This window comes from Peribacillus sp. Aquil_B1 (assembly GCF_022603275.1).
In the GTDB taxonomy this organism is placed as follows: domain Bacteria; phylum Bacillota; class Bacilli; order Bacillales; family DSM-1321; genus Peribacillus.
On sequence record NZ_JAKXEE010000001.1, the window covers coordinates 1212737 to 1235092 of the forward strand.

At 41.6% G+C, this 22356-nt stretch carries 26 protein-coding genes; 21 read left to right on the forward strand and 5 right to left on the reverse strand.

Annotation, left to right across the window (positions count from 1 at the left end):
• The first annotated feature begins 53 nt into the window (after positions 1–53).
• Complete coding sequence (locus MPH60_RS06155) at positions 54–314, forward strand: YqkE family protein (protein WP_241592325.1); 261 nt, start codon at positions 54–56, stop codon at positions 312–314.
• A gap of 163 nt (positions 315–477) precedes the next feature.
• Positions 478–915, forward strand: a complete 438-nt coding sequence (locus MPH60_RS06160) for a MarR family winged helix-turn-helix transcriptional regulator (protein ID WP_241592324.1) — start codon at positions 478–480, stop codon at positions 913–915.
• A gap of 45 nt (positions 916–960) precedes the next feature.
• Here MPH60_RS06160 and MPH60_RS06165 read toward each other — a convergent pair whose 3' ends face one another.
• From MPH60_RS06165 to mciZ, 3 genes are all read right to left on the reverse strand, one after another.
• Entirely contained in the window at positions 961–1386 is a 426-nt protein-coding gene (locus MPH60_RS06165) for an Ohr family peroxiredoxin (protein WP_241592315.1), read from the reverse strand.
• Positions 1387–1648: 262 nt separating this feature from the next.
• Complete coding sequence (locus tag MPH60_RS06170) at positions 1649–2557, reverse strand: aldo/keto reductase (RefSeq protein WP_241592313.1); 909 nt, start codon at positions 2555–2557, stop codon at positions 1649–1651.
• A gap of 56 nt (positions 2558–2613) precedes the next feature.
• Entirely contained in the window at positions 2614–2775 is a 162-nt protein-coding gene (mciZ, locus tag MPH60_RS06175; protein ID WP_076365517.1) for a Z-ring formation inhibitor MciZ, read from the reverse strand.
• Positions 2776–2850: 75 nt separating this feature from the next.
• Between mciZ and MPH60_RS06180 the strand changes: the two genes are divergently transcribed.
• Positions 2851–3402, forward strand: a complete 552-nt coding sequence (locus tag MPH60_RS06180) for an NUDIX hydrolase (protein WP_230176979.1) — start codon at positions 2851–2853, stop codon at positions 3400–3402.
• Positions 3403–4599, forward strand: coding sequence for an endonuclease Q family protein (locus tag MPH60_RS06185; protein WP_241592311.1), 1197 nt, complete (start codon positions 3403–3405; stop codon positions 4597–4599).
• 17 nt (positions 4600–4616) lie between these two features.
• Here the strand turns inward: MPH60_RS06185 and MPH60_RS06190 are convergent, their stop codons facing one another.
• The gene (locus tag MPH60_RS06190) at positions 4617–5180 is read right to left on the reverse strand and encodes a GNAT family N-acetyltransferase (protein WP_241592301.1); all 564 of its coding nucleotides are present in this window, start codon (positions 5178–5180) and stop codon (positions 4617–4619) included.
• Positions 5181–5321: 141 nt separating this feature from the next.
• Between MPH60_RS06190 and spoIIM the strand changes: the two genes are divergently transcribed.
• The 17 genes from spoIIM to lysA all read left to right on the forward strand — a co-directional run bounded on the left by spoIIM (position 5322) and on the right by lysA (position 21062).
• Positions 5322–5969: a stage II sporulation protein M gene (spoIIM, locus tag MPH60_RS06195; RefSeq protein WP_241592299.1), complete on the forward strand. Its 648-nt coding sequence runs from the start codon at positions 5322–5324 to the stop codon at positions 5967–5969.
• 119 nt (positions 5970–6088) lie between these two features.
• Positions 6089–6547, forward strand: coding sequence for a ferric iron uptake transcriptional regulator (gene fur, locus MPH60_RS06200; RefSeq protein WP_101223459.1), 459 nt, complete (start codon positions 6089–6091; stop codon positions 6545–6547).
• 158 nt (positions 6548–6705) lie between these two features.
• Entirely contained in the window at positions 6706–6933 is a 228-nt protein-coding gene (locus tag MPH60_RS06205; protein WP_101223458.1) for a YqzK family protein, read from the forward strand.
• 5 nt (positions 6934–6938) lie between these two features.
• A complete protein-coding gene (xerD, locus tag MPH60_RS06210) occupies positions 6939–7832 on the forward strand; it encodes a site-specific tyrosine recombinase XerD (RefSeq protein ID WP_241592281.1) in 894 nt (297 codons plus the stop codon).
• A 302-nt stretch (positions 7833–8134) separates the two neighbouring features.
• On the forward strand, positions 8135–9337 hold the full coding sequence (gene deoB, locus MPH60_RS06215; RefSeq protein WP_241592279.1) for a phosphopentomutase: 1203 nt from the start codon (positions 8135–8137) through the stop codon (positions 9335–9337).
• The gene (locus MPH60_RS06220; protein WP_241592278.1) at positions 9338–10150 is read left to right on the forward strand and encodes a purine-nucleoside phosphorylase; all 813 of its coding nucleotides are present in this window, start codon (positions 9338–9340) and stop codon (positions 10148–10150) included. It abuts the gene before it with no gap.
• A 66-nt stretch (positions 10151–10216) separates the two neighbouring features.
• Positions 10217–11521 carry a pyrimidine-nucleoside phosphorylase gene (locus tag MPH60_RS06225; RefSeq protein WP_241592277.1) on the forward strand — a complete coding sequence of 435 codons (1305 nt, stop codon included), beginning with the start codon at positions 10217–10219 and terminating at the stop codon, positions 11519–11521.
• Between the two features lie 209 nt (positions 11522–11730).
• The gene (locus MPH60_RS06230; protein WP_241592275.1) at positions 11731–12897 is read left to right on the forward strand and encodes a D-alanyl-D-alanine carboxypeptidase family protein; all 1167 of its coding nucleotides are present in this window, start codon (positions 11731–11733) and stop codon (positions 12895–12897) included.
• A gap of 132 nt (positions 12898–13029) precedes the next feature.
• Positions 13030–13380, forward strand: a complete 351-nt coding sequence (spoIIAA, locus tag MPH60_RS06235; protein WP_034308142.1) for an anti-sigma F factor antagonist — start codon at positions 13030–13032, stop codon at positions 13378–13380.
• A 1-nt stretch (position 13381) separates the two neighbouring features.
• Positions 13382–13822, forward strand: coding sequence for an anti-sigma F factor (gene spoIIAB / locus MPH60_RS06240; RefSeq protein WP_241592272.1), 441 nt, complete (start codon positions 13382–13384; stop codon positions 13820–13822).
• Between the two features lie 13 nt (positions 13823–13835).
• Positions 13836–14603, forward strand: coding sequence for an RNA polymerase sporulation sigma factor SigF (gene sigF / locus MPH60_RS06245; RefSeq protein WP_137016104.1), 768 nt, complete (start codon positions 13836–13838; stop codon positions 14601–14603).
• 284 nt (positions 14604–14887) lie between these two features.
• Positions 14888–16177 (forward strand): NCS2 family permease, encoded by a 1290-nt coding sequence (locus MPH60_RS06250; protein ID WP_241592410.1) that lies wholly within the window; start codon positions 14888–14890, stop codon positions 16175–16177.
• A 155-nt stretch (positions 16178–16332) separates the two neighbouring features.
• Positions 16333–16953, forward strand: coding sequence for a stage V sporulation protein AA (locus MPH60_RS06255; protein WP_241592409.1), 621 nt, complete (start codon positions 16333–16335; stop codon positions 16951–16953).
• A complete protein-coding gene (locus tag MPH60_RS06260) occupies positions 16943–17365 on the forward strand; it encodes a stage V sporulation protein AB (protein ID WP_241592407.1) in 423 nt (140 codons plus the stop codon). Before MPH60_RS06255 ends, MPH60_RS06260 begins: the two co-directional genes overlap by 11 nt.
• Before the next feature lie 43 nt (positions 17366–17408).
• On the forward strand, positions 17409–17990 hold the full coding sequence (locus tag MPH60_RS06265; protein ID WP_241592260.1) for a stage V sporulation protein AE: 582 nt from the start codon (positions 17409–17411) through the stop codon (positions 17988–17990).
• A gap of 4 nt (positions 17991–17994) precedes the next feature.
• Positions 17995–19461, forward strand: a complete 1467-nt coding sequence (locus MPH60_RS06270; protein ID WP_405390719.1) for a spore germination protein — start codon at positions 17995–17997, stop codon at positions 19459–19461.
• A 272-nt stretch (positions 19462–19733) separates the two neighbouring features.
• The gene (gene lysA, locus MPH60_RS06275) at positions 19734–21062 is read left to right on the forward strand and encodes a diaminopimelate decarboxylase (protein WP_241592255.1); all 1329 of its coding nucleotides are present in this window, start codon (positions 19734–19736) and stop codon (positions 21060–21062) included.
• 350 nt (positions 21063–21412) lie between these two features.
• Here the strand turns inward: lysA and MPH60_RS06280 are convergent, their stop codons facing one another.
• A complete protein-coding gene (locus MPH60_RS06280; RefSeq protein WP_230176973.1) occupies positions 21413–22282 on the reverse strand; it encodes a DUF1002 domain-containing protein in 870 nt (289 codons plus the stop codon).
• Between the last annotated feature and the right edge of the window lie 74 nt (positions 22283–22356).

Genomic DNA, 22356 nt, shown 5'->3' on the forward strand with positions numbered 1-22356 from the left:
GAAAACGGCAGTCGTGATATAATAATTTCATAAATGGCCAGGAGGTTTAAAGGATGAAAAAGAAACAGCCGCGAAATCAAAATCAAAGCAAAAACCAAGATAAAGATTCATCTTCATTGAAACTTGGTGATATGATCAATCAAGATATCATGTCCCAGCTTCGTCAAAAGCAAAAGGAACTTAATGAGGCTGAACAAGAAAAAAGGGAAGCGGAAGAAGAAAAGAAACGCGAAGAAAGAAAGCGGCGGGAGAAGAATAAATCATTTGAAGAACTATTGGGTGAAAGCAACCTGAACTGGAAGAATTATAAATGAAGGACAGGGAGCAGTTTAAGTTTTAAGTGGGCTGGCTCCCTTTTTCCGTTCAGGAAGACCATTCCTTGCTGATACTCCTTTATTTTATAAAGTATAACGATTATATTAAAGATAAGTTCGATATGATGTCATATCGGATGGACTACTATTAGCTGGTGATATGATGCAAAGTAAAATAGAAAAAGTGCTGGAAGACCAATTATGTTTCCTGCTTTATGCAAGTTCAAGGGAAATGACGAAGAAATATAAACCGTTGCTTGATAAACTCGAAGTGACATATCCTCAATATCTGGTCCTGCTTCTATTATGGGAACAGGATACACTTACAGTAAAAAAACTAGGGGAGCTCCTTGCCCTCGACTCAGGAACGCTTACCCCCATGTTGAAACGAATGGAGCAGAATGGCTTGATTGTCCGTGAACGTTCGACTGAAGATGAACGGTCTGTCATGATTAAGTTGACGGAAAAGGGACTTGGTTTACAGGAAGAGGCCTGCTTCATTCCCGATCGCATTTCGGCTATGTCGGGTGACGATAAGAAGGTGGTTGAGGATTTAAAAGCTTCCCTGATCCAACTATTGAAAACTTTACAGCAATTTTAGCAAAGAAAAGACGCTTGGGGTTCCCCAAGCGTCTTTTTGTCGGATTTAATCTACACTTATTTCAAAGGCGACGTCCACATTGCCGTTGATTGCTTTTGAATAAGGACACATTTGATGTGCTTTATGAACAAGGGTTTCGAATGTCTCCTTATCGACTCCGGATCCCTTCACAGCCAAAGTTACAGCCAAGCTGTACTGATGCATCTCACCCATCAATAGGCTGACGCTTGCGGTGACTTTGGAATCGAAGGAAACGCGTTCGATTTTACCAACTGATTGCAAGGCACTATCAAAACATGCAGCATATCCAGCTGCAAAAAGCTGTTCCGGATTAGATGCTTCAGGCATCTGTTTAGCTCTTGGTGTTCCAGGCATCGCAATATCAACCGTGAAGTTGCCGTCAGCAGAAATAGCCGTTCCTTCTCTTCCGCCATCAACTGTTACAGACGTTGTAAATAATGTTTTTGTCATCATTTTTTCTCCCTTATCTTCTTATTTTAATTGTGCACAATTGAATTGTATAACACTTAGTTTGTATTGTCCAATGAAAAATTTCAATTGGTATGAAGTAAATTTGGTTTGGAAAGGGGATAAGAATGATGGGAAACTTGAAGCGGTACAGAAGCAGTATGGTGAAAAAAACGTTGGAACGGAAAAAGGCTGCCTATCACGTTATTAAACGGAGATAGTGCAGCCTGATTTATTTGAAACATTTAATTTAGTTCTATTCTTTTTAATCCCGGTGACTTTCATATTTGTTCGCTTTGGTCAACTGCTTTAAGATATCCAACTCGGTTTTGGACAGTGAAGGACTGTTGGCAGCCTGGCAGTTCTCGCGGAGCTGCTGTACTGAACTTGCTCCTGGTATAACGGTAGCGACGCTTGGATGGGACAATACATATTGAAGTGCCGTTTCATTCAACTTCCTATCGGAAAGTTTGTCCTTTATTTGCGGAAGCAAATCTTTAAGTTCGTGATAGCTAAAGTCAAGGTATCCATCCTCATTTGCCTTTTCAAGCATTTTTTCACTGAGCAGCCCTTTGGCAAGGGGGCCACGGGCAATAATGCTGATTTGTTTGTTGGCCAAAAGGGACATCCACTCTTCTGGGCGGCGGTCGAGTAGATTAAACTGCATCATCACGGAATCAAGCTCAGACTTTTCAGTGAATTCCTTGATCACATTCGGACGAATCGAGGAAATCCCATAATATCGGATATAGCCTTCTTTTTTCAAATCTTCAAATGCTTCTACCGTTTCTCCGATATTGTCTGAAATGGTGCCGCCATGTAACTGATAAAGATCAATATAGTCAGTTCCCAATCTCTTTAAGCTATCTTTTACTGCCGTTTTAATATATTCGCCAGATGGATCCCAGCTCCAGGAATCTTTGTTTTCATTCCAGCGGTTTCCGACCTTGGTAGCTATGTATACCTTATCGCGGACCGATTTTAAATTCTTTCCGACGATTTCTTCATTCATGCCGAAATCATATAAGTCAGCAGTATCAAAATAATTGATTCCTTCATCTAAAGCGGCTTGTATGATTTCGGATGCCTGATTTTCATCAGTCCCCAATGACATGCATCCGAGCCCGATTTCAGAAACTAGCAAGTCTGAATTTCCTAGTCTGCGTTTTTTCATGTTATCCACTCCCTTACATTTCATTGTAAAGGAGAAATCCATTTCACTCAAAGAATTCACTTGATCCTTTTTAAAGGAGTGGGAGGCACCTGATCGTGTATGTCGGCTATCCAATCATTGATATAGACATATTGATTTTGCAATTGTTTTAGTTTTTGAAGGATTTCCCAACTCTTTCCGGATAAAGTAACGCTTTTTTCCAGTACGTAAACTTTCATTAAATCGCCCTCCATCTCTAGTATGGTAAAATGTATGAGGAATCATGCTGCAATTAGAACAGAGGAGTGGTCAGGATGAAAAAATTTGAAGAAAAAACGCTGTCTTCGGAAAAAATCTTCACAGGAAAGGTAATCAGCCTGCAAGTCGATGATGTAGAGCTTCCTGATGGGAAAACGGGTAAACGTGAAATAATCAAGCATCCGGGAGCGGTTGCCATCATAGCTCTCACGGCAGAAAATAAAATCATCATGGTTGAACAGTACCGTAAAGCGCTGGAGAGAAGCTTGGTGGAAATTCCTGCAGGAAAGCTTGAAAAAGGCGAAGAGCCGGTTCTGTCGGCTAAACGGGAGCTGGAAGAGGAGACAGGTTATGAATGTGAAAAAATGGAGCACATCATATCCTTCTATACATCCCCAGGTTTCGCCGATGAATTGGTCCACCTATATGTGGCCCACAATTTGAAAAAGAAAGAAAATGCGGCCCCGCTGGATGAAGATGAATTCGTCGAGATGATTGAACTCACGCTGGAGGAAGCTCAGACTTATATGGATGAAGGGAAAATCAAAGATGCCAAAACGGCATATGCAGTTCAGTATCTGCAGTTGAAAAAGGCGATGAAATCGTAAATGAAAGAGTTTTACGCTGACCTTCATATCCATATAGGCAGAACGAGAAGCGGAAGAGCCGTGAAAATAACAGGTGCTAAAACATTAACCTTCAGCAATGTGCTGCAAGTGGCAAGTGAAAGGAAGGGCCTTGATCTAATCGGGATAATCGATTGCCATTCTCCTGAAATTATCGAAGAAATCGAAGCGGGGATGCTGAACGGCGAAATCACGGAGAAGATTGAAGGCGGACTTCAATACAAGAATACAACCATCATTCCAGGCTCGGAGATTGAAATTTATGATCAGAATTGTAATGGACCGATCCATGTCCTCGCTTATTTTCCCACTATAAAAGCGATGAAGGAATTCTCCTCATGGATGAGCGGACATGTTAAAAATATTACCTTGAGCTCCCAAAGGATTTATTGTGATGGAAGAACGCTGCAAAGGATCGTGAAATCATTGGGCGGCCTGTTTATCCCGGCACATGTTTTCACCCCATTTAAAAGCTTATATGGAAAAGGGGTGCGATCCAGTCTGACTGAAGTATTCGATCCGAAGCTAATTGATGCCATCGAACTGGGTTTAAGTTCTGATACAGAAATGGTCAAGGATATCGAGGAGTTGGACTCCTATGTATTCGTAACGAATTCCGATGCGCATTCGCTTGGGAAAATCGCTCGTGAATATCAAAAAGTCCTGCTAGAAGAACCGAGTTTCAATGAGCTGGCGAAAGCACTTAAAGAAAAAGGGAATCGTAAGGTGACCGTTAATTATGGATTGAACCCCTTATTGGGAAAGTATCATCAAACTGTATGTTCAGGGTGTTTACACCAGGTATTGAAAGAGAGTGAACAATGTCCCGAATGCGGTAATAAATCCATTATAAAAGGGGTATCGTCCAGGATTGAAGAGCTCTCCATTTCCGGGGAAGGGAGAAATGGTAGGGAAAGGCCGCCGTATATCCATCAAGTACCACTTGATTTCATCCCGGGACTCGGTCCTAAATCCATGGAAAAACTGCTGGTGGCATTTGGAACAGAGATGAATATCCTACATGAAGTTACGCTTGAACAGCTCAAGGAAATCGTTCCTGAAAAATTGGCGGGCTACATCGATTCTGCCAGAAAAGGGACGTTATCTTTTGAAGTGGGAGGCGGAGGAAAGTACGGAAAGGTCAAAAAGGAATTAACTGAAAAAAGTCCTGACAGATGAGATCTGTCAGGACTTTTTTAGTTTGTTGTTTTTGCATAAATGGAGGTGTCCCGCACTTCCTTGCCATCTGCACTAAGGCAGTCATTACGTAAAATACCTTCAAGGGAATATCCCAGCCTCTCAGGAATCCGTTTGCTGGCAATATTATTAGGGTCACAGCGGATCTCGACCCGCTTTGCGCCATAATGGTAAAAGGCGAATTTAGTTAGCTTTTCCACTGCCTCCGTTATGTAGCCCAGTTTACTGTATCTCGTATCAATCCAATAACCAATTTCGAATTTAGGGATATCCCAGTTAATTCGGTGCAGACCAGTGGAGCCGATGAATTGATCGTCTTCTTTCCTATAAATATGGAGTCTGATATCCTCTTTTAAAATAAAGTCCGCAAAGGACTTAAGGACATTCTGTTCAGAAGTTTCCAACGAAACATCTTGATGGGCAAACGGCAGCCACTGTTTCAATTCAGGTTTAGAATGGACTATGGCTTCGTAAAGGTCCAGGCCATCGCCAGGCTGACAAGGTCTTAGATATAATCGTGGGGTTTCAATTTTTTCGGGGAAATCCATTAATATAGCTTTCATATCCTGCCTCCATACATCATTGATATGGAAAATTATAACACAAATTGGGTTCAAGGCGTTCGGCTGATGGGGAAAGTTTTCTTAGCATAAATGAGAGAGTGAAAACATAGATTCTAGTAAGCGGAGTTGGGAGGATGAAAGATGAAAAAAAAATCTGTCGTACAAAATGCCGTAATGAAACATATTAACGAACATTCCTCATTATATGTCTTTATCACTGTGCTTTTTTTGATGGGTGTCATTTTTGGGGCAATATTGGTGAATAGTTTGAGCTTTACCCAAAAGGAAGACTTGTTCTATTATTTATCGCAATTTTTCGGACAAGTATCCAAGGGTGAATTTGCCTCTTCGCATGATATGTTCAGCCAAAGTATTATGCATAATATAAAATATATCGGGGTCATCTGGATTCTCGGAATATCGGTCATCGGTTTGCCTGTCATCCTTGTTTTGTTATTTATAAAAGGGATGGTTGTTGGATTCACAGTCGGCTTTTTAGTCAATCAAATGGGATGGAGCGGATTTTTATTATCATTTGTCGCTATTTTGCCCCAAAATATATTCATCGTCCCGATATTCATCGTGATAACCGTCCTTGCCGTCTCACTATCAATGAAAATGATCAGCCGAATTTTCCTAAAGCAGGTTCGTGAACCGCTGAAGCCGATCATTTCGCGGTATATTTTCTCATTGATTTTGTCGGGATTATTCTTGATTACGGCTGCTGCGTTTGAAGCGTACTTATCGCCTTCTTTAATGAAAAATGTCGTAAGTTTATTGGGTCATTGATGAAAATTTACCTTTGCCGGAAATTTTTTTATCATTAACAAGAAATCTATTTTGACAGTTTTCCCTCTTTTGATATAATGGATAGGATAGCGGCGCGGGAGGGAATATTAGGTATGGAAATAGAAAACAGAATTGATAGGATAAAAAAGCAGTTACACTCGTCCAGCTACAAATTAACGCCTCAGCGAGAAGCGACCGTCCGCGTTTTACTTGAGCATGAAGAGGATCATTTAAGCGCAGAAGACGTTTACCTCCTTGTCAAAGAAAAGTCGCCGGAAATTGGATTGGCAACAGTTTACCGTACGCTAGAGTTGCTGACTGAATTGAAGATAGTAGATAAAATTAACTTTGGAGACGGGGTTTCCCGTTATGATTTAAGACAAGAAGGAGCTGCGCATTTCCATCATCATCTTGTTTGTGTGGAATGTGGTGCGGTAGATGAGATTCAGGAAGACCTACTTGAAGACGTAGAAGACATTGTGGAACGCGACTGGAACTTCAAGATTAAAGACCATAGATTAACCTTTCATGGCATTTGTCATCGATGTCATGACAAAGAAGAAAATAAAGGTGAATGAAGTCAGACCTTTTCCATTTAATGGAGAAGGTTTTCTGCATTTTTAAAAGCCTATTTCTTAAATAAGAGTTGTTTTTGTTTTCTCCTTCCGAAACACGTATAAAACTTGTCCTGTTGGGCATAGATTGATACAAAGGATCGAATAGGAGGGGAAAGCTGATGAAAACATCATTATCGCTTGTTTTGCATACGGCTAAAGTGATGATTCTCTTTGTTAGCTTCACTGTTCTTTTTTATATAGGAATGGTATGGTTAAATCAGGAATATCAAGATTATCATCGTTATGATGAACCGAAAGGCATGGCAGTAAAAGTATCGAAGGCTGTAGATACGGGTGATGATGCATGGCTTGAACGCTTAATGTTGTTTTATTTAAACGGGGAGTAATAAATATGGAGAATCAAATTAGGGATTTCATTCATTTTTTAACCATTGAAAAAGGGCTTGCCAAGAATACGCTCGTTTCTTATGAGCGTGACTTAAGATCATATTGGAGCTTTCTGAAAGAGGCTGAAGCCATCGAAGATTGGAATGATTCACGGCGGGTCAACATCCTGCATTTTCTCGTGCATTTGAAGGATCAAGGGAAATCATCGAAGACGGTGGCGCGTCATATAGCCTCCATTCGGTCTTTTCATCAATTTCTTCTAAGGGAAAAAGTAACCGATCAGGATCCGTCCATACATATAGAGACGCCAAAACCGGAACGAAGTCTTCCAAAGGTATTAAGCATGGAAGAAGTTGAAGCACTATTGGAAGCCCCAAATAAAATGGATGAATTTGGCTTACGCGATAAGGCAATGCTAGAACTGATGTATGCGACGGGTATGCGTGTCAGTGAGTTGATATCCATGGATGTAAGTGATGTCCATGCATCGATGGGTTTTGTCCGTTGTGTAGGGAAAGGAAATAAAGAGAGGATCATTCCGATTGGCCAAACTGCATTGGGTGCCATTGAACATTATATGGAAAGTTCCCGGGGAAAAATGGCCAGCCCCAAGCACAGGACAGATTCACTTTTTTTGAATCATCATGGAAACAGGCTGACAAGGCAGGGATTTTGGAAGATTCTAAAAAAACTTGTAAAATCGGCACAAATTGAAAAAGAAATTACACCGCATACACTAAGACATTCTTTCGCGACACATCTATTGATGAACGGGGCTGATTTACGTGCGGTCCAAGAAATGCTTGGTCATGCGGATATTTCAACAACTCAAATTTATACACATATTACGAACGTACGGATCAAGGATGTATATTCAAAATTCCATCCGCGAGCTTGAAAGAATAGTAGAATGATAGAAAGGTTGTGAATTTAACTGCGAAGCGGTTGAAGGAGCAGCCTTTTTATTTCAGTGTGGACTTGACTGGTAAAGGGGTGCTGATGCTTCTAAAGCACGCTCTGGTGGCACTTTGTTTTATTCCGAAATATATTATTTGTCTCCATCATGGTAATCGTTTACAATGTAGAGAGGTCAGACTTCTGACGTTCTCGCGATTTCATTTAAAATGAAGAGTAACTGAGCAGAATAAGGGTATTATAGAGAGTATAAAAAGTGATTTACTATTTTAGGAGGAATGACTCATGAAAGGAAATTCAGCATTTAATCGAATATTTGTAATAGTTATGGATTCAGTTGGAATTGGCGAAGCACCTGATGCAGATTTATTCGGTGATAAAGGGGCGGATACACTCGGCCATATCGCAGAAAGAATGAATGGATTGAACATGCCGACCCTTGCAAAATTGGGTTTAGGCAATATCCGTGAAATCAAGGGGATTGAAAAAGCTCAGCAACCTCTCGCATACTATACGAAAATGAAGGAAGCCTCTACAGGAAAAGATACGATGACTGGGCATTGGGAAATCATGGGTTTGAATATATCAACTCCATTCCGTGTATTTCCGGATGGTTTCCCAGAATTATTAGTCAATGAACTCGAGGCGAAGATGGGTCGGGGAATTATTGGGAACGTCCCGGCAAGCGGCACGGAAATCATTGAAAGGCTCGGCGAGGAACATATGAAAACGGGTGCACTGATTGTATATACATCAGCAGATTCCGTATTACAGATTGCTGCACATGAAGACATCGTCCCGATAGACGAATTGTACAAGATTTGTGAAATTGCCCGTGAAGTGACAATGGCTGATGAGTTCAAGGTTGGACGCGTGATTGCCAGACCTTTCACAGGTGAACCAGGAAACTTCCAAAGAACGCCTAACCGTCATGATTATGCATTGAAGCCTTTCGATCGGACAGTAATGGATGAATTGAAAGATTCTGGATATGATGTGCTCGCAATCGGGAAAATCTCGGATATCTTTGATGGGGAAGGCGTCACTGAATCATTAAGGACCGTATCCAATATGGATGGAATGGATAAATTAATCCAAACGGTAGAACAGGATTTCAAAGGGTTAAGTTTCCTTAATCTAGTCGACTTCGATGCTTTATACGGTCACCGCCGCGATCCAGAGGGATACGGAAAGGCATTGGAAGAATTCGATGCTAGGATGCCGGAAGTCCTTGATAAACTGAAAGAGGATGATTTATTGATCATCACTGCCGATCACGGGAATGACCCGGTCCATGAAGGAACCGATCATACACGTGAATATGTACCTTTATTAGTCTATTCCAAACGATTTACAGAAGGTGCCGAACTCCCGATAAGAGATACATTTGCTGATATCGGGGCGACGGTCGCTGCTAACTTTGATGTAAAAATGCCTGCATACGGGAAAAATATATTGGGCGATCTAAATTTAGGGGAGATTAAATAGATGTTTAATAAAATAGAAACTGCTGCGTCATTTATAAAAAGTAAAATTGAAGGCTCTCCGGAAATAGGCCTGATTCTTGGTTCCGGACTTGGAGTATTGGCGGATGAAATTGAAAATCCCATAACGATTCCATACCACGAAATCCCGGAATTCCCGGTATCCACTGTTGAAGGACACGCTGGACAGCTTGTCATTGGACAATTAAGTGGCAAAAAAGTCGTAGCCATGCAAGGGCGTTTCCACTTTTATGAGGGTTACTCCATGGAGAAGGTCACTTTTCCCGTACGTGTAATGAAACTTCTTGGTGTTGAGCAGTTAATTGTAACGAATGCTGCAGGAAGCGTTAATGAAAGCTATGAACCAGGTGACTTGATGCTCATTACGGATCATATTAATTTAATGGGGGCAAACCCATTGATTGGTCCTAATGAAGAGCGTTTCGGCCCTAGATTCCCTGATATGTCGGAAGCTTATAATAAAGACCTTCGGACACAAGCGAAAAAAATAGCAGCTTCACTAGGATTGGATATTAAAGAAGGTGTCTATGTCGGGAATACAGGACCGACCTATGAAACACCTGCAGAAGTGAAAATGGCACGAATCCTTGGCGGGGATGCAGTTGGTATGTCGACCGTTCCGGAAGTTATCGTAGCAAGGCATAGCGATATGAAAGTGCTCGGAATCTCATGCCTTACCAATATGGCCGCAGGCATCCTGGATCAGCCTTTGTCTCATGAAGAGGTAATTGAAACGACGGAAAAAGTGAAAAGCAGCTTTCTGGAATTCGTTAAGCGCATCGTTAAAGACATATAAAACGGACCAAAAAATACAAGTACACCTAAAGAGAAGCGGTGTCCTTAAAAAAGTGGGGATTCTAATATGAGAATGGTAGATTTAATCGAGAAAAAGCGTGATGGAAAGGCTCTTACTACAGAAGAAATACAGTTCATCATCAAAGGGTTTACCGACGGAACTATTCCGGATTACCAAATGAGCGCTTGGTCAATGGCTGTTTATTTCAAAGGAATGAATGAGCAGGAACGTGCTGATTTAACCATGGCAATGGTCGAATCAGGAGATCAAATTGATTTATCGATGATTGAAGGAATTAAGGTCGATAAACATTCAACAGGCGGTGTTGGTGATACCACAACATTAGTGCTTGGACCATTGGTTGCTGCTGTAGGCGTTCCAGTGGCAAAGATGTCAGGACGCGGTCTTGGCCATACAGGCGGAACGATCGATAAGTTGGAGTCTGTAAAAGGATTTCATGTCGAAATAGAAAATGACGAGTTCATTCGACTTGTTAATAAAAATAAGATAGCTGTCATTGGACAAAGTGGCAATCTAACTCCAGCCGACAAAAAGCTATATGCATTGCGTGATGTTACCGCTACCGTTAACAGTATCGGTTTGATTGCTGGCTCGATCATGAGTAAAAAAATCGCCGCTGGTGCTGATGCAATTGTACTTGATGTTAAAACGGGAGCGGGCGCTTTCATGAAAACGCTTGAAGATTCCGAAGAGTTGGCGCATGCAATGGTTAGCATCGGAAACAATGTAGGGCGAAACACGATGGCTGTCATTTCCGATATGAGCCAACCGTTGGGTTACGCAATCGGAAATGCTTTAGAAGTGAAGGAAGCCATCGATACACTTAAAGGAGAAGGACCGGAAGATTTAACGGAACTTTCTTTAACGCTAGGGAGCCATATGGTATACCTTGCCAAAAAGGCAAACTCTCTGAAAGAAGCAAGAACCTTACTGGAAAATGCGATTAAGGATGGTTCAGCACTTAACTCATTCAAAGTTTTCCTAGAAGCGCAGGGAGGCGATGGTTCGGTTGTGGATCAGCCGGAAAAACTGCCGCAGGCTGCTCATACTTTCGAACTGGAAGCGAAAGAGGACGGATATGTATCGGAGATCATCGCTGATGAAGTAGGAACGGCAGCCATGCTGTTAGGTGCCGGGCGGGCGACTAAGGAATCAGAGATTGATTTGGCAGTCGGACTGGTACTTCGTAAAAAAATCGGGGAAACCGTGGCAAAAGGTGAATCCCTTGTGACGATTTACAGCAACTTTGAAGATATTTCAAAGGTAAAAGAAAAATTGTATGAAAGCATTGCGATTTCAAAAGAGAAAGTAGAAAAACCTACATTGATCTATAAAGAGATCATGGAATAAATATTTTCCAAAAAAAAAGGCCGCGCTTTTGAGCGGCCTTTTTACGTTTATTTGATTGAATGTTTAAAAGAGGATGCCCATGCGCATCCTCTTTTAATTTGGTTCACTTTGTTACCCTATATCCAGTATATGTTCAAAATTCAACTTTATTTGTATAAAAATGGGTTTAATGGAAAAAATAAATCCTATAAAGATTGGAGGGTATGGAGATGAAGCGGATTCTTTCTCTATTTTTAACCGTATTGGTAGCAATGGGTTTTAGCGTCCCACATACAAAAGCAGCTGAGGAAAAAGGAGTCGAATTGGCGGCAAATGCTAAATCGGCTATTTTAATTGAACGGGATACAGGTACTGTTCTCTATGATAAAAATGCAGACGTTCGTCTTTCGCCGGCAAGCATGACGAAAATCATGACAATGCTGCTGATCATGGAAGCGATCGATAAAGGCGAACTTAGCATGAAGGAAAAGATCAGGACTAGTGAGTATGCAGCATCGATGGGCGGTTCCCAGATCTTCCTTGAGCCAGGTGAAGAAATGACCACAGAACAAATGCTCAAGGGCATCTCGATTGGTTCGGCGAATGATGCATCGGTGGCGATGGCAGAGCGTCTAGCTGGATCGGAAGAAGAATTTGTTAGGGAAATGAACAAAAAGGCGAAAGACCTCGGATTGAAAAATACAAAGTTCCAAAACGCAACAGGCCTTCCTGTTAAAGATCATTACAGTTCGGCACATGATATGTCGATAATGGCGAAGGAATTATTGAAATACGAAACGATTACAAGGTTCACGGGTACATATGAAGATTATCTCCGTGAAAATACAGAAAAGAAATTCTGGCTTGTCAACACGAACAGATTAGTGAAATTTTACCCTGGGGTCGATGGACTGAAGACAGGATTCACAAATGAAGCGAAGTATTGTTTGACAGCGACCGCCAAAAAAGGGAATATGCGTGTCATTGCCGTCGTTTTCGGAGCCGTTTCTCCTAAGGAAAGAAACGCTCAGGTCACCAAGATGTTAGATTATGCATTTTCACAATATATCACATACCCGATTTATAAACGCGGCGAGGTGCTAGGTGAAGCCAAGGTAAGTAAAGGCAATAAGAAATCCGTGGTGGGAGTGACAAGTGAACCTATTTCAGTTTTGACAGCCAAAAACGGAACGGCAAAGGACTTTACAAAAAAAATCACGCTTGATAAAGATTTGGATGCCCCGATTAAAAAAGGTGATGAAATTGGTACGCTTGAATTGAAGAAAAACGGCAAGGTGTATGTCGAATCCCCGATTGTTGCGAAGGAAACTGTTGAAAATGCCAGCTGGTGGCAATTGTATAAACGGGCTTTCGGCATGTTTACCCAAGCGAAATAGAATAAATTGTCGCAATGCCTGTTAATCGTACTAATTTAGGCGAAACTCCACTAGTTTTGCTAGTAAGGAGGAATCGGCAGGTGAAAAAGAGAATTTGACTCTTTATAAGACAGTGAAGGAGGCTGTATATAAATGAGTCTTACGATTAATATGGAGGCGAAAAATCGCGTACTGTGCATTCGTCTCAAAGGTGATTTAGATCATCATACAGCAGAAAAATTGAAAAACCAGGCAGAGGCAGCCATTCAAAAGCATAATATCAAACATATCATCCTTAACATGGAAGAATTGGACTTTATGGACAGTTCAGGCCTCGGGGTTATTTTAGGGCGCTATAAGCAGGTGAATAAAAAGCAAGGTGAAATGGTGGTCTGTGCAATTTCTCCAGCAGTAAAGCGGTTATTTGAGATGTCAGGGTTGTTTAAAATTGTTAAAATGGAACTATCCGAAAAAAACGCTTTGCAAAGACTGGGGGTTGCCTAAAATGAAAAATAAAATGGAAACGAAATTTTCTGCACTTAGCCAAAATGAATCTTTTGCCAGGGTAACTGTTGCGGCTTTCATTGCCCAATTGGACCCGACGATGGATGAATTGACTGAGATCAAGACTGTCGTGTCAGAGGCCGTCACGAATTCGATTATCCATGGGTATGAGAATGACCCGGAAGGTTGGGTATACATTTCAGTGATCATCGAAGGCGATACTGTGGAATTGACCATCCGGGATGAAGGACTGGGCATTGAAGACGTCGAGGAAGCTAAACAGCCGTTATTTACAACAAAACCCGAACTTGAACGTTCCGGTATGGGATTCACCATCATGGAAAACTTCATGGATGAAATCAATATCATTTCCCATAAGGGCGAAGGCACGATCATTCGATTAAAAAAGCACTTAACTACAAGCAGAGCTTTGTGCAATTAAGGGAGACTTGCATATGGATGTGGAGGTTAAAAACGAGAAAAGCAAGAAAGGCCAGCCCCATTTAAAAGATGAGGAATTGCGGAATTTAATCCAACGCAGCCAGAGCGGTGACCAAGATGCGAGAAATCTGATTGTCAATAGCAATCTGAGGCTTGTATGGTCAGTAGTGCAAAGATTCCTCAATCGAGGTTATGAACCGGATGACCTTTATCAAATAGGCTGTATTGGTCTGTTAAAGTCCGTGGATAAATTTGACTTATCGTTTGAAGTGAAATTCTCAACGTATGCTGTGCCTATGATCATTGGTGAAATCCAACGTTTTATCCGTGATGACGGAACGGTTAAAGTAAGCCGGTCATTAAAGGAAATGGCGAATAAAATTCGCAGGGCCAAAGAGGAGCTTTCAAAAACGTATGGCCGCGTTCCGACTGTCAATGAATTGGCGGAACATCTAGAGCTGTCGCCAGAGGAAATCATCATGGCCCAAGAAGCTAGCAGGAGCCCTTCATCCATCCATGAAACGGTTTACGAAAATGATGGGGATCCGATTACTCTCCTTGACCAGATTGCCGACAATAATGAAACCTCCTGGTTCGATCAAATCGCTTTGAAAGAAGCCATACAAGAATTGAATGAACGTGAAAGGCTGATTGTTTTCCTGAGGTATTATAAAGATCAGACGCAATCGGAAGTGGCGGCAAGGCTTGGTATTTCCCAAGTCCAGGTGTCAAGGCTGGAAAAGAAGATTCTTCAGCAAATGAAAAACCACATGAATCAATGATTCATGTGGTTTTTCGTTGATCTTGAAAATAAATATTGATTTTAGGAAAAAGTAAAAGTGGTTCTTATCAAATGAAAAAAGAGCTGGATTGAATTTTTTAGTTGAATTTAGGAATAAAAACGAATATTATAGTAAAGGTCGCGTTTTTCATTCGTTTTTTTAGCTTTCCTTTAGTCAATAATGGGTAAGATAAACGTCGATGCAGTACAATATTAGGACACCTTGTCTTTTCGTGCAAACGGTTGTCGGTGTTTCCTTTAGATCTGGAGGTCTAAAATATGTTTATGGAAAAGTTTTTCTCCCTGAAAGAAAATGGGACGGATGTCCGTACAGAAGTCATGGCGGGTGTTACGACATTTTTAACTATGGTTTATATCCTAATCGTGAATCCGGCTTTATTGTCTTCAATCGGAATTCCATTTGAACAAGTTTTCATGGCAACGGTCATATCAGCGGTTATTGGTACCCTTATCATGGGACTCGTTGCAAAATACCCGATTGCGATAGCACCAGGGATGGGTTTGAATGCGTATTTCGCCAGCGTAGTGGGGGCACAGGGCCTTTCATACCAGACCGTATTCGGTACGGTTTTCATTGCTGGTTTACTATTTCTCTTAATTAGTGTGACAAGCTTGCGTAAAATGATAATTGATGCGATTCCTAACTCATTAAAATATGGCATCACATCAGGAATTGGTTTATTCATTGCGTTTATCGGATTAAAAAATGCTGGAATCGTAGTTCCTAATGAATCAACGATGGTTACGCTTGGCGATTTGCATCAGCCTGGAACCGTTTTAGCATTAGCAGGTTTATTCATTACCTTGATTTTTATGGCCCGTAATATAAAAGGGGCAATTTTCATCGGTATGATCGTTACGGCAATCATTGGCTACTTTATCGGTTTACTTAACTTCGATGGGTTCTTATCCGTACCTCCAACACCGGTATTTTTCGATATCGATATCGCTGGGGTCTTCACGAATTCTTTATATTCAATTGTTTTCGCCTTTTTACTTGTGACGATTTTTGATACGACAGGAACCTTGATTGGCGTGACGGAACAGGCAGGACTAACGAAGGATGGGAAAATCCCTCGTGCCAAGAAAGCCTTTTTAGGTGATGCGATTGCGACGACAGTCGGCTCGATGTTTGGTACAAGCCCTTCGACTGCCTATGTTGAATCAAGTACGGGAGTGGCCGCAGGGGGACGTACGGGATTAACCGCTACTGTCGTGGCAATTTTGTTTGCTGTATCGATTTTCTTTTCTCCATTGATATCGGCAATTTCTTCCGTTCAAGCAATCACAGCTCCTGTTTTGATCATCGTGGGATGTTTCATGATGGAAGGGCTGGCTAAAGTCAATTGGAAAATTTTCGATGAGGCATTTCCGGCATTTGCGATCATTTTAACGATGCCGCTTACTTCAAGTATATCTACAGGGATTGCAATCGGGTTCATTACTTATCCCCTTATGAAGGTATTCAGTGGAAAAGGAAAATCCGTACATCCGCTCATTTATATTTTTGGATTGATATTTTTGATTCAGCTGATTTTCTTCCCCACTCATTAAAGTATGAATCTAAATCAAAAAGACATGCTGTCATTGCAGCGTGTCTTTTTTTGTTTTCAAATTAGTAATATTTGGACATGGTTCACTTCCTGCATTTTCAAACTGTTTCCAATCCATACTACTAGCATAAGGAAATAAAAGGTCGGGATGTGATGATAGTGGCAGTTGTATATATCAGGATGAGGAACCGTGTACAGGTAAAGGGAAATCAAACGGTGAGAATAAAAGATATTGCAAGGATAATCGGACCTGAAGAAGTGATTGCCTTAATTGAAGAAATCATATTATTAACGGTCAAGAAGGAAGATAGGAATATTATTGTCATTGATTTGGCTCAAGTTATCATGGCCATCCGCAAGGTGGATCCGACTATTGAAGTGGAGACATTCGGGCCCTCCCAAACGATCATCGAAATCATCCTTTCGAAAAAGAAAATGTCATACCTGACATTCGCCTTAGTTTGGTTTTTGTTATTTGTCGGCGGCGGAATGACAATCATGAATTTTCATGTGGATGTCAGCATGGGGGAAGTGCATCAAAAAATCTTTACTATAATAACGGGAAAAGTGGAAGATAAGCCGTTATTGATCCAAATCCCATATAGCTTCGGCCTTGGTATGGGCATGATTCTATTTTTTAATCACTTCTTTAAAAAACGCTTCAATGAGGAACCTAGTCCGCTCGAGGTTGAAATGTTCAACTATCAGCAGGATTTGGACCGTTATGTAATCATGAATGAAAATAAGGAGAACGTGCGCCACCTTGATGACCGGTAAAATCGTCTTCGGAATCTTTGTCGGTTTAGCTGGTGGTTTTGCGACAGGTGCCGGTTTTGTAGCGTTTTTAACTGTACTTGGGGTGATTCCGAGGCTGACTCAGCTGACAAAAACAATGAAAATGATACATTACTACGAAGGAGCCATCATAGCCGGAGTTGTCGCAGGAACATGGTTAGGATTACAGGAAACGGAACTTTCCCTCCCGCATTTTTTATTAATTCCGATCGGTTTGGCTGACGGGATATTTAATGGGATGCTTGCTGCTGCTTTAACTGAAGTCCTTAATGTATTTCCGGTTCTTTCAAAACGAATCGGAATCCAAGAAAAGATTATTTATCTGTTGATGGCACTCGTATTGGGAAAAATAGCCGGATCATTATTCCAATGGATTTATTTTGTCGATTTATAAGATTATGAGGTAACTATTCCTGATGATGAAAGGTAGGCCCAAGATGGTGACCAAACGAAAAGTGATATTGATTACGGATGGAGATGAGTATGCGAAACGGGCTGTCGAGCATGTAGCCATGGAAATTGGGGGAAGATGTATCTCCATGTCTCAAGGTAATCCATCACGATATACGGGCTTGGAGTTAGTTGAATTAATAAAAAAGGCCAAGTATGATCCTGTATTGGTCATGTTTGATGATAGCGGTTTTATAGGAGAAGGATCAGGCGAACAGGCAATGAAGGTAGTTGCAGGACACCCTGATATTAATGTCCTTGGCGTAATAGCGGTCGCTTCTAAGACTAGAAGGGAAGAATGGACCAAGGTGGATATCTGTATTGACCGTGATGGTAATTTGACACCGAATGGGGTTGATAAATACGGCGCCGAGGAATTTGAACTGGGCAAGTTAACAGGAGATACGGTGTATTGCATCGATCAATTACATGTTCCCATCGTAGTGGGGATAGGAGATATAGGGAAAATGTCCCATCAGGACGATTTTAAAAGAGGAGCACCGATCACGAAGCTAGCGGTGGAAATCATATTGGAAAGGAGTGGTCATGATGACTTCAGAAAAACCTGAAAACATGAAACCGATTCCGAGTAGGGTAGCGGAAGTTGACGCGTACATGGAAGAGAATGTAGGTCTAGGCGTCAGCTTCGACTTAGGAGTAAGAAAAATAAAGGTCTTAAGAAAAGATGTCCATCTTTACTATATAAACGGGCTGACGGATACAGAGTACATCATTGATATTCTCGATTCTCTTATTCATAACAAAAATGCCGATATCGTGTCAACTAAAGTTTTTGATACAGTCAAAGACTTGCTCGTACACCAGTCCGTTCAAGAAATAAAGACGATGGATGAACTTGTTGATCAGGTATTATCCGGTTTAATAGTCGTTGTTGTTGATGGTAAACCAATAGGATTGGTTGTGGATGTCAGGAGTTATCCCGGGAGACAGCCTGTAGAACCAGATACGGAAAAAGTCGTCCGTGGATCAAGGGATGGTTTTGTCGAGAATATCATCATTAACACAGCGATAACCAGGCGGAGAATCCGGGATGAAAGATTACGTTTCGAAATGCTGCATGTAGGGGAACGATCGAAATCGGATATATCCATCGGCTACATTAAAGATATTGCCGATCCCGATTTAATAGAAATCGTTCGTAAGGAATTGAATAGTATTGAGGTTGATGGCATAACGATGTCTGATAAAACGATCGAAGAGTTCATCGTCAAGCAAAAATATAACCCATACCCGCTTGTCAGATACACGGAACGGGCTGATGTAGCGGCAACGCATTTGCTTGAGGGTCATGTCCTTATTTATGTGGATACTTCACCGAGTGTCATCATTACCCCGTCCACTCTTTTCCATCATATGCAACACGCTGAGGAGTATCGGCAGGCACCTGCCGTTGGGACCTTGGTGCGCTGGGTCCGGTTTCTCGGGATTTTCGTTTCGTTATTCTTGCTGCCGATTTGGTTATTGTTTTGTTTAGAGCCTTCCCTCCTGCCGGAAAAGTTTGAGTATATCGGTCCGAATGAAAAAACGCATATACCCATTGTAGTCCAAATCTTCATATCCGATATTGGGATAGAATTCCTAAGGATGGCAGCCGTTCATACTCCGACCCCGCTTTCTACGGCGATGGGCTTGGTTGCGGCAGTTTTGATAGGGCAGATAGCGATAGATGTTGGCCTCTTTGTTCCTGAAGTGGTTCTCTACGCTTCAGTGGCTACAATCGGTACATTTGTCACTCCAAGTTTAGAACTAGGGGTTGCGAATAAAATTTCCCGTTTGGCCCTGCTAGTTTTGGTCGCTTTATTTAAAGTGCCTGGTCTGGTCATAGGCATCACGCTCTACATTATCATGCTTACTAGCATAAAAACGTTAAATACACCTTATTTATGGCCGCTTCTACCGTTTCAGCCGAAAGCCTTGTCACATATAATATTTAGAAGACCTTATCCAGGTTCTATAGAACGTCCGAGTATTGTACATCCCCAGGATCTATATAGGCAGCCGAGAAAATCTAAAGGTTGATGTTGTCGAAAAGTTGTGGTAATTTAATTTTATTCGGATAAAGCGGTAAAGTTAGGCTTCACAAAGAGATAAAGCTACTATGACTCTTTGGAGTTTAAACCAATCTGTCTTTCCCTTCGAACTACCAAGCAGTCATAGAGGACAATATTTACATGGAATAATCGATTTGGATGAGGCTTGTTCATATAGAGAACCTCTCATAGGGTTTCTTTATTTGAGGCTGCCTCATTTCTTATTAATCTTTAGTTTTAAGTCAGGAAGGTGAGGCTATCATGCATTTGTACGGAACCGGCGGTGTCAATGAACGTGGACATCTGGAGATTGGCGGAGTGGACACGATCGAATTGATCGAACAATTTGGCACACCATTATATGTTTATGATGTAGAGTTAATTCGCGAACGGGCAAGAGGGTTTAAGAGAACTTTTGAGGAATTGGGGATTTCAGCTCAAGTTGCTTACGCAAGTAAGGCCTTTTCTTCGATTGCCATGATCCAGTTGGCTGAGCAAGAAGGACTTTCTCTCGATGTTGTCTCAGCGGGGGAATTGTATACGGCAATTAAGGCAAATTTCCCAACAGAACGGATTCACTTTCATGGAAATAACAAAAGTGAAGAAGAGCTACATATGGCTTTGGATTATGACATTGGCTGTATAGTAGTCGATAATTTTTCAGAGTTGACACTGTTGGAAGAGATTTGTACAAACCGTGAACAAAAGGTGAAAATCCTTCTTCGTGTAACACCAGGCATCGAAGCCCATACGCATGATTATATTTTGACAGGGCAAGAAGATTCGAAATTTGGTTTTGATCTTATTAACGGCCAGGCCGAAGCAGCCCTTAGGCAAGCGCTGAAAAGTGATTTCCTGGAAGTTCTAGGGCTGCACTGCCATATTGGTTCCCAGATTTTTCAAACGACGGGTTTCCTTCTCGCAGCCCAAAAAATTATTGGCAAGCTGAATGATTGGCACGATTCGGTAGGGTTTCAACCAAAGGTATTGAATCTCGGAGGGGGATTCGGGATTCGATATACACAAGAGGACGATCCACTACCGGCGTCTCAATATGTTGAGGAAATCGTTAGGGAAGTGCAGAACCTGATTGCTGATTCCGATTTAGAAATGCCTGAAATCTGGATTGAACCTGGCCGTTCTTTAGTCGGAGACGCCGGTGTGACGTTATACAAGGTCGGTTCTGAAAAGGAAGTTCCTAATGTCCGTAAATATATTGCCGTTGATGGGGGCATGAGTGATAATATACGCCCAGCTCTTTATGAGGCGAAGTATGATGCAATTCTGGCTAACCGGCCGCTTGACCCTGTAGAAGAGACAGTGTCCATTGCCGGGAAATGCTGTGAAAGCGGAGATATGCTGATTTGGGATTTACCTTTGCCAAAAGCCGGCCGCGGTGATGTTTTGGCGGTATTTTGTACAGGGGCATATGGATATTCCATGTCGAATAATTACAATCGGATTCCGAGACCGGCAGTCGTCTTTGCCGAAAATGGAGAAGCCCGGTTGGTCATCAAACGTGAGACGTACGAAGATCTTATCCATTTGGATTTGGCCCTTCATGAAGCGGCAGTCGTCAATAAAGAATAGAAAAAAGGATGGCATTGGCCATCCTTTTTAGTTTGTAGATAAAAGCGCTATGGAAAACGGAACTTTGATCAGATGATGTTCCGAACCAAGCTGACCCAAAGGAATACCTTCAACTCCTCAGGTGTGTTTTCCATCTAAATGTTAAAACAAAGTTGATTGGAACGGAAGGTACGAGACTCCTGCGGGAAAAGCGCGTCCGAGGGAGACCCCGCAGGCACCCGCGGAAAGCGAGTGCCTGGAGTGGAAATCAACAGTTAAATGCAATAAAAAAAACTGTGGGCAAACTCGATTTTTATCGAGCTTGCCTACAGTCTAAAAGGAGGGCATTGGCCATCCTTTTTTTATTTTATTCAGCTGAAAAGTGACTTGATCGCGTCTATTAAACTACTGAAGACTTCTTTCAATTTATCCAGAAATGATTGACCTTCTTCGGATTCAAGAAAATTGGAAAGCTTATCTTTAGCTGCAGTAAGCTGATCACCGACGGCGTTCCAATCAATATCCAATTCTTTTAGCTTATTGAATAAATCAATTAAACTTTGGACTTGAGCATCGTTTAAGGTGATTCCAAGGTCTTTTGCTGAAGACTCGACAACCTCGCGGACCTCCTCAGTATTGGCTGGTGGATTTGCAGCCATTTCCTCTTTGATTTTCGTAACAAGTGCAGAGGCTTCTTCTGTACCGATTTCGTCACCCAATTTTGCTGTTTTCACCATTTCTTCATTCGCTGCCTGTTTCACATCTTCAGGAATCTTCTTATCGGCAGAGATTTCATAGGCTTTAATGACCCCTGTCAAAGCCGCTGTACCGGAGACGGGTATAGGTGCAGTGACATAAACGGTAGCGTCCTTTACTCCAGCAGTTGCCAGGGCATTGATATACATTTCATCGGAAACCCAGTTAATGTTTTTCGACTCCAATTTAAGTCCGGTCCCTTTTTCCTCCAAAGTAATCGCAGAAGATGAAATCGCTTTTGTACCGATCAGGCGGCTAGCAATATAGTCACCTAAGTATTCATGTTCCTCCGCATTTGTAACCGTAAGGACCTCAACATCATTAGGTGCTTTCATTTCAGATAAAATCATATTTTTTTGTTCATTCGTCAAATTTTCACCAAGTGTGACGATCATTTCACCAACAGCTGCATCTGCAAAAGCCTTATATGGCAATAATAGACATAATAAAATGGTTACAATGACCCATTTATTCATTTTTTTCATGATAATCCTCCTTAACTTTTCCTGCTGAATTGGGAATCTTTCAATAAAAGGGCGGCACTTTTAAATCAGATTCA

Coding starts and splice junctions, on each gene's coding strand:
- MPH60_RS06250 (WP_241592410.1), top strand. CDS start 14,888: ATGGAAAAGTTTTTCTCCCTGAAAGAAAATGGGACGGATGTCCGTACA.
- MPH60_RS06190 (WP_241592301.1), bottom strand. CDS start 5,180: ATGAAAGCTATATTAATGGATTTCCCCGAAAAAATTGAAACCCCACGA.
- MPH60_RS06155 (WP_241592325.1), top strand. CDS start 54: ATGAAAAAGAAACAGCCGCGAAATCAAAATCAAAGCAAAAACCAAGAT.
- spoIIM (WP_241592299.1), top strand. CDS start 5,322: ATGAAAAAAAAATCTGTCGTACAAAATGCCGTAATGAAACATATTAAC.
- lysA (WP_241592255.1), top strand. CDS start 19,734: ATGCATTTGTACGGAACCGGCGGTGTCAATGAACGTGGACATCTGGAG.
- MPH60_RS06270 (WP_405390719.1), top strand. CDS start 17,995: ATGAAACCGATTCCGAGTAGGGTAGCGGAAGTTGACGCGTACATGGAA.
- MPH60_RS06170 (WP_241592313.1), bottom strand. CDS start 2,557: ATGAAAAAACGCAGACTAGGAAATTCAGACTTGCTAGTTTCTGAAATC.
- sigF (WP_137016104.1), top strand. CDS start 13,836: ATGGATGTGGAGGTTAAAAACGAGAAAAGCAAGAAAGGCCAGCCCCAT.
- MPH60_RS06165 (WP_241592315.1), bottom strand. CDS start 1,386: ATGACAAAAACATTATTTACAACGTCTGTAACAGTTGATGGCGGAAGA.
- MPH60_RS06160 (WP_241592324.1), top strand. CDS start 478: ATGCAAAGTAAAATAGAAAAAGTGCTGGAAGACCAATTATGTTTCCTG.
- MPH60_RS06185 (WP_241592311.1), top strand. CDS start 3,403: ATGAAAGAGTTTTACGCTGACCTTCATATCCATATAGGCAGAACGAGA.
- xerD (WP_241592281.1), top strand. CDS start 6,939: ATGGAGAATCAAATTAGGGATTTCATTCATTTTTTAACCATTGAAAAA.
- MPH60_RS06280 (WP_230176973.1), bottom strand. CDS start 22,282: ATGAAAAAAATGAATAAATGGGTCATTGTAACCATTTTATTATGTCTA.
- MPH60_RS06220 (WP_241592278.1), top strand. CDS start 9,338: ATGTTTAATAAAATAGAAACTGCTGCGTCATTTATAAAAAGTAAAATT.
- MPH60_RS06205 (WP_101223458.1), top strand. CDS start 6,706: ATGAAAACATCATTATCGCTTGTTTTGCATACGGCTAAAGTGATGATT.
- MPH60_RS06260 (WP_241592407.1), top strand. CDS start 16,943: ATGACCGGTAAAATCGTCTTCGGAATCTTTGTCGGTTTAGCTGGTGGT.
- MPH60_RS06265 (WP_241592260.1), top strand. CDS start 17,409: ATGGTGACCAAACGAAAAGTGATATTGATTACGGATGGAGATGAGTAT.
- MPH60_RS06180 (WP_230176979.1), top strand. CDS start 2,851: ATGAAAAAATTTGAAGAAAAAACGCTGTCTTCGGAAAAAATCTTCACA.
- deoB (WP_241592279.1), top strand. CDS start 8,135: ATGAAAGGAAATTCAGCATTTAATCGAATATTTGTAATAGTTATGGAT.
- MPH60_RS06225 (WP_241592277.1), top strand. CDS start 10,217: ATGAGAATGGTAGATTTAATCGAGAAAAAGCGTGATGGAAAGGCTCTT.
- MPH60_RS06230 (WP_241592275.1), top strand. CDS start 11,731: ATGAAGCGGATTCTTTCTCTATTTTTAACCGTATTGGTAGCAATGGGT.
- spoIIAB (WP_241592272.1), top strand. CDS start 13,382: ATGAAAAATAAAATGGAAACGAAATTTTCTGCACTTAGCCAAAATGAA.
- mciZ (WP_076365517.1), bottom strand. CDS start 2,775: ATGAAAGTTTACGTACTGGAAAAAAGCGTTACTTTATCCGGAAAGAGT.
- spoIIAA (WP_034308142.1), top strand. CDS start 13,030: ATGAGTCTTACGATTAATATGGAGGCGAAAAATCGCGTACTGTGCATT.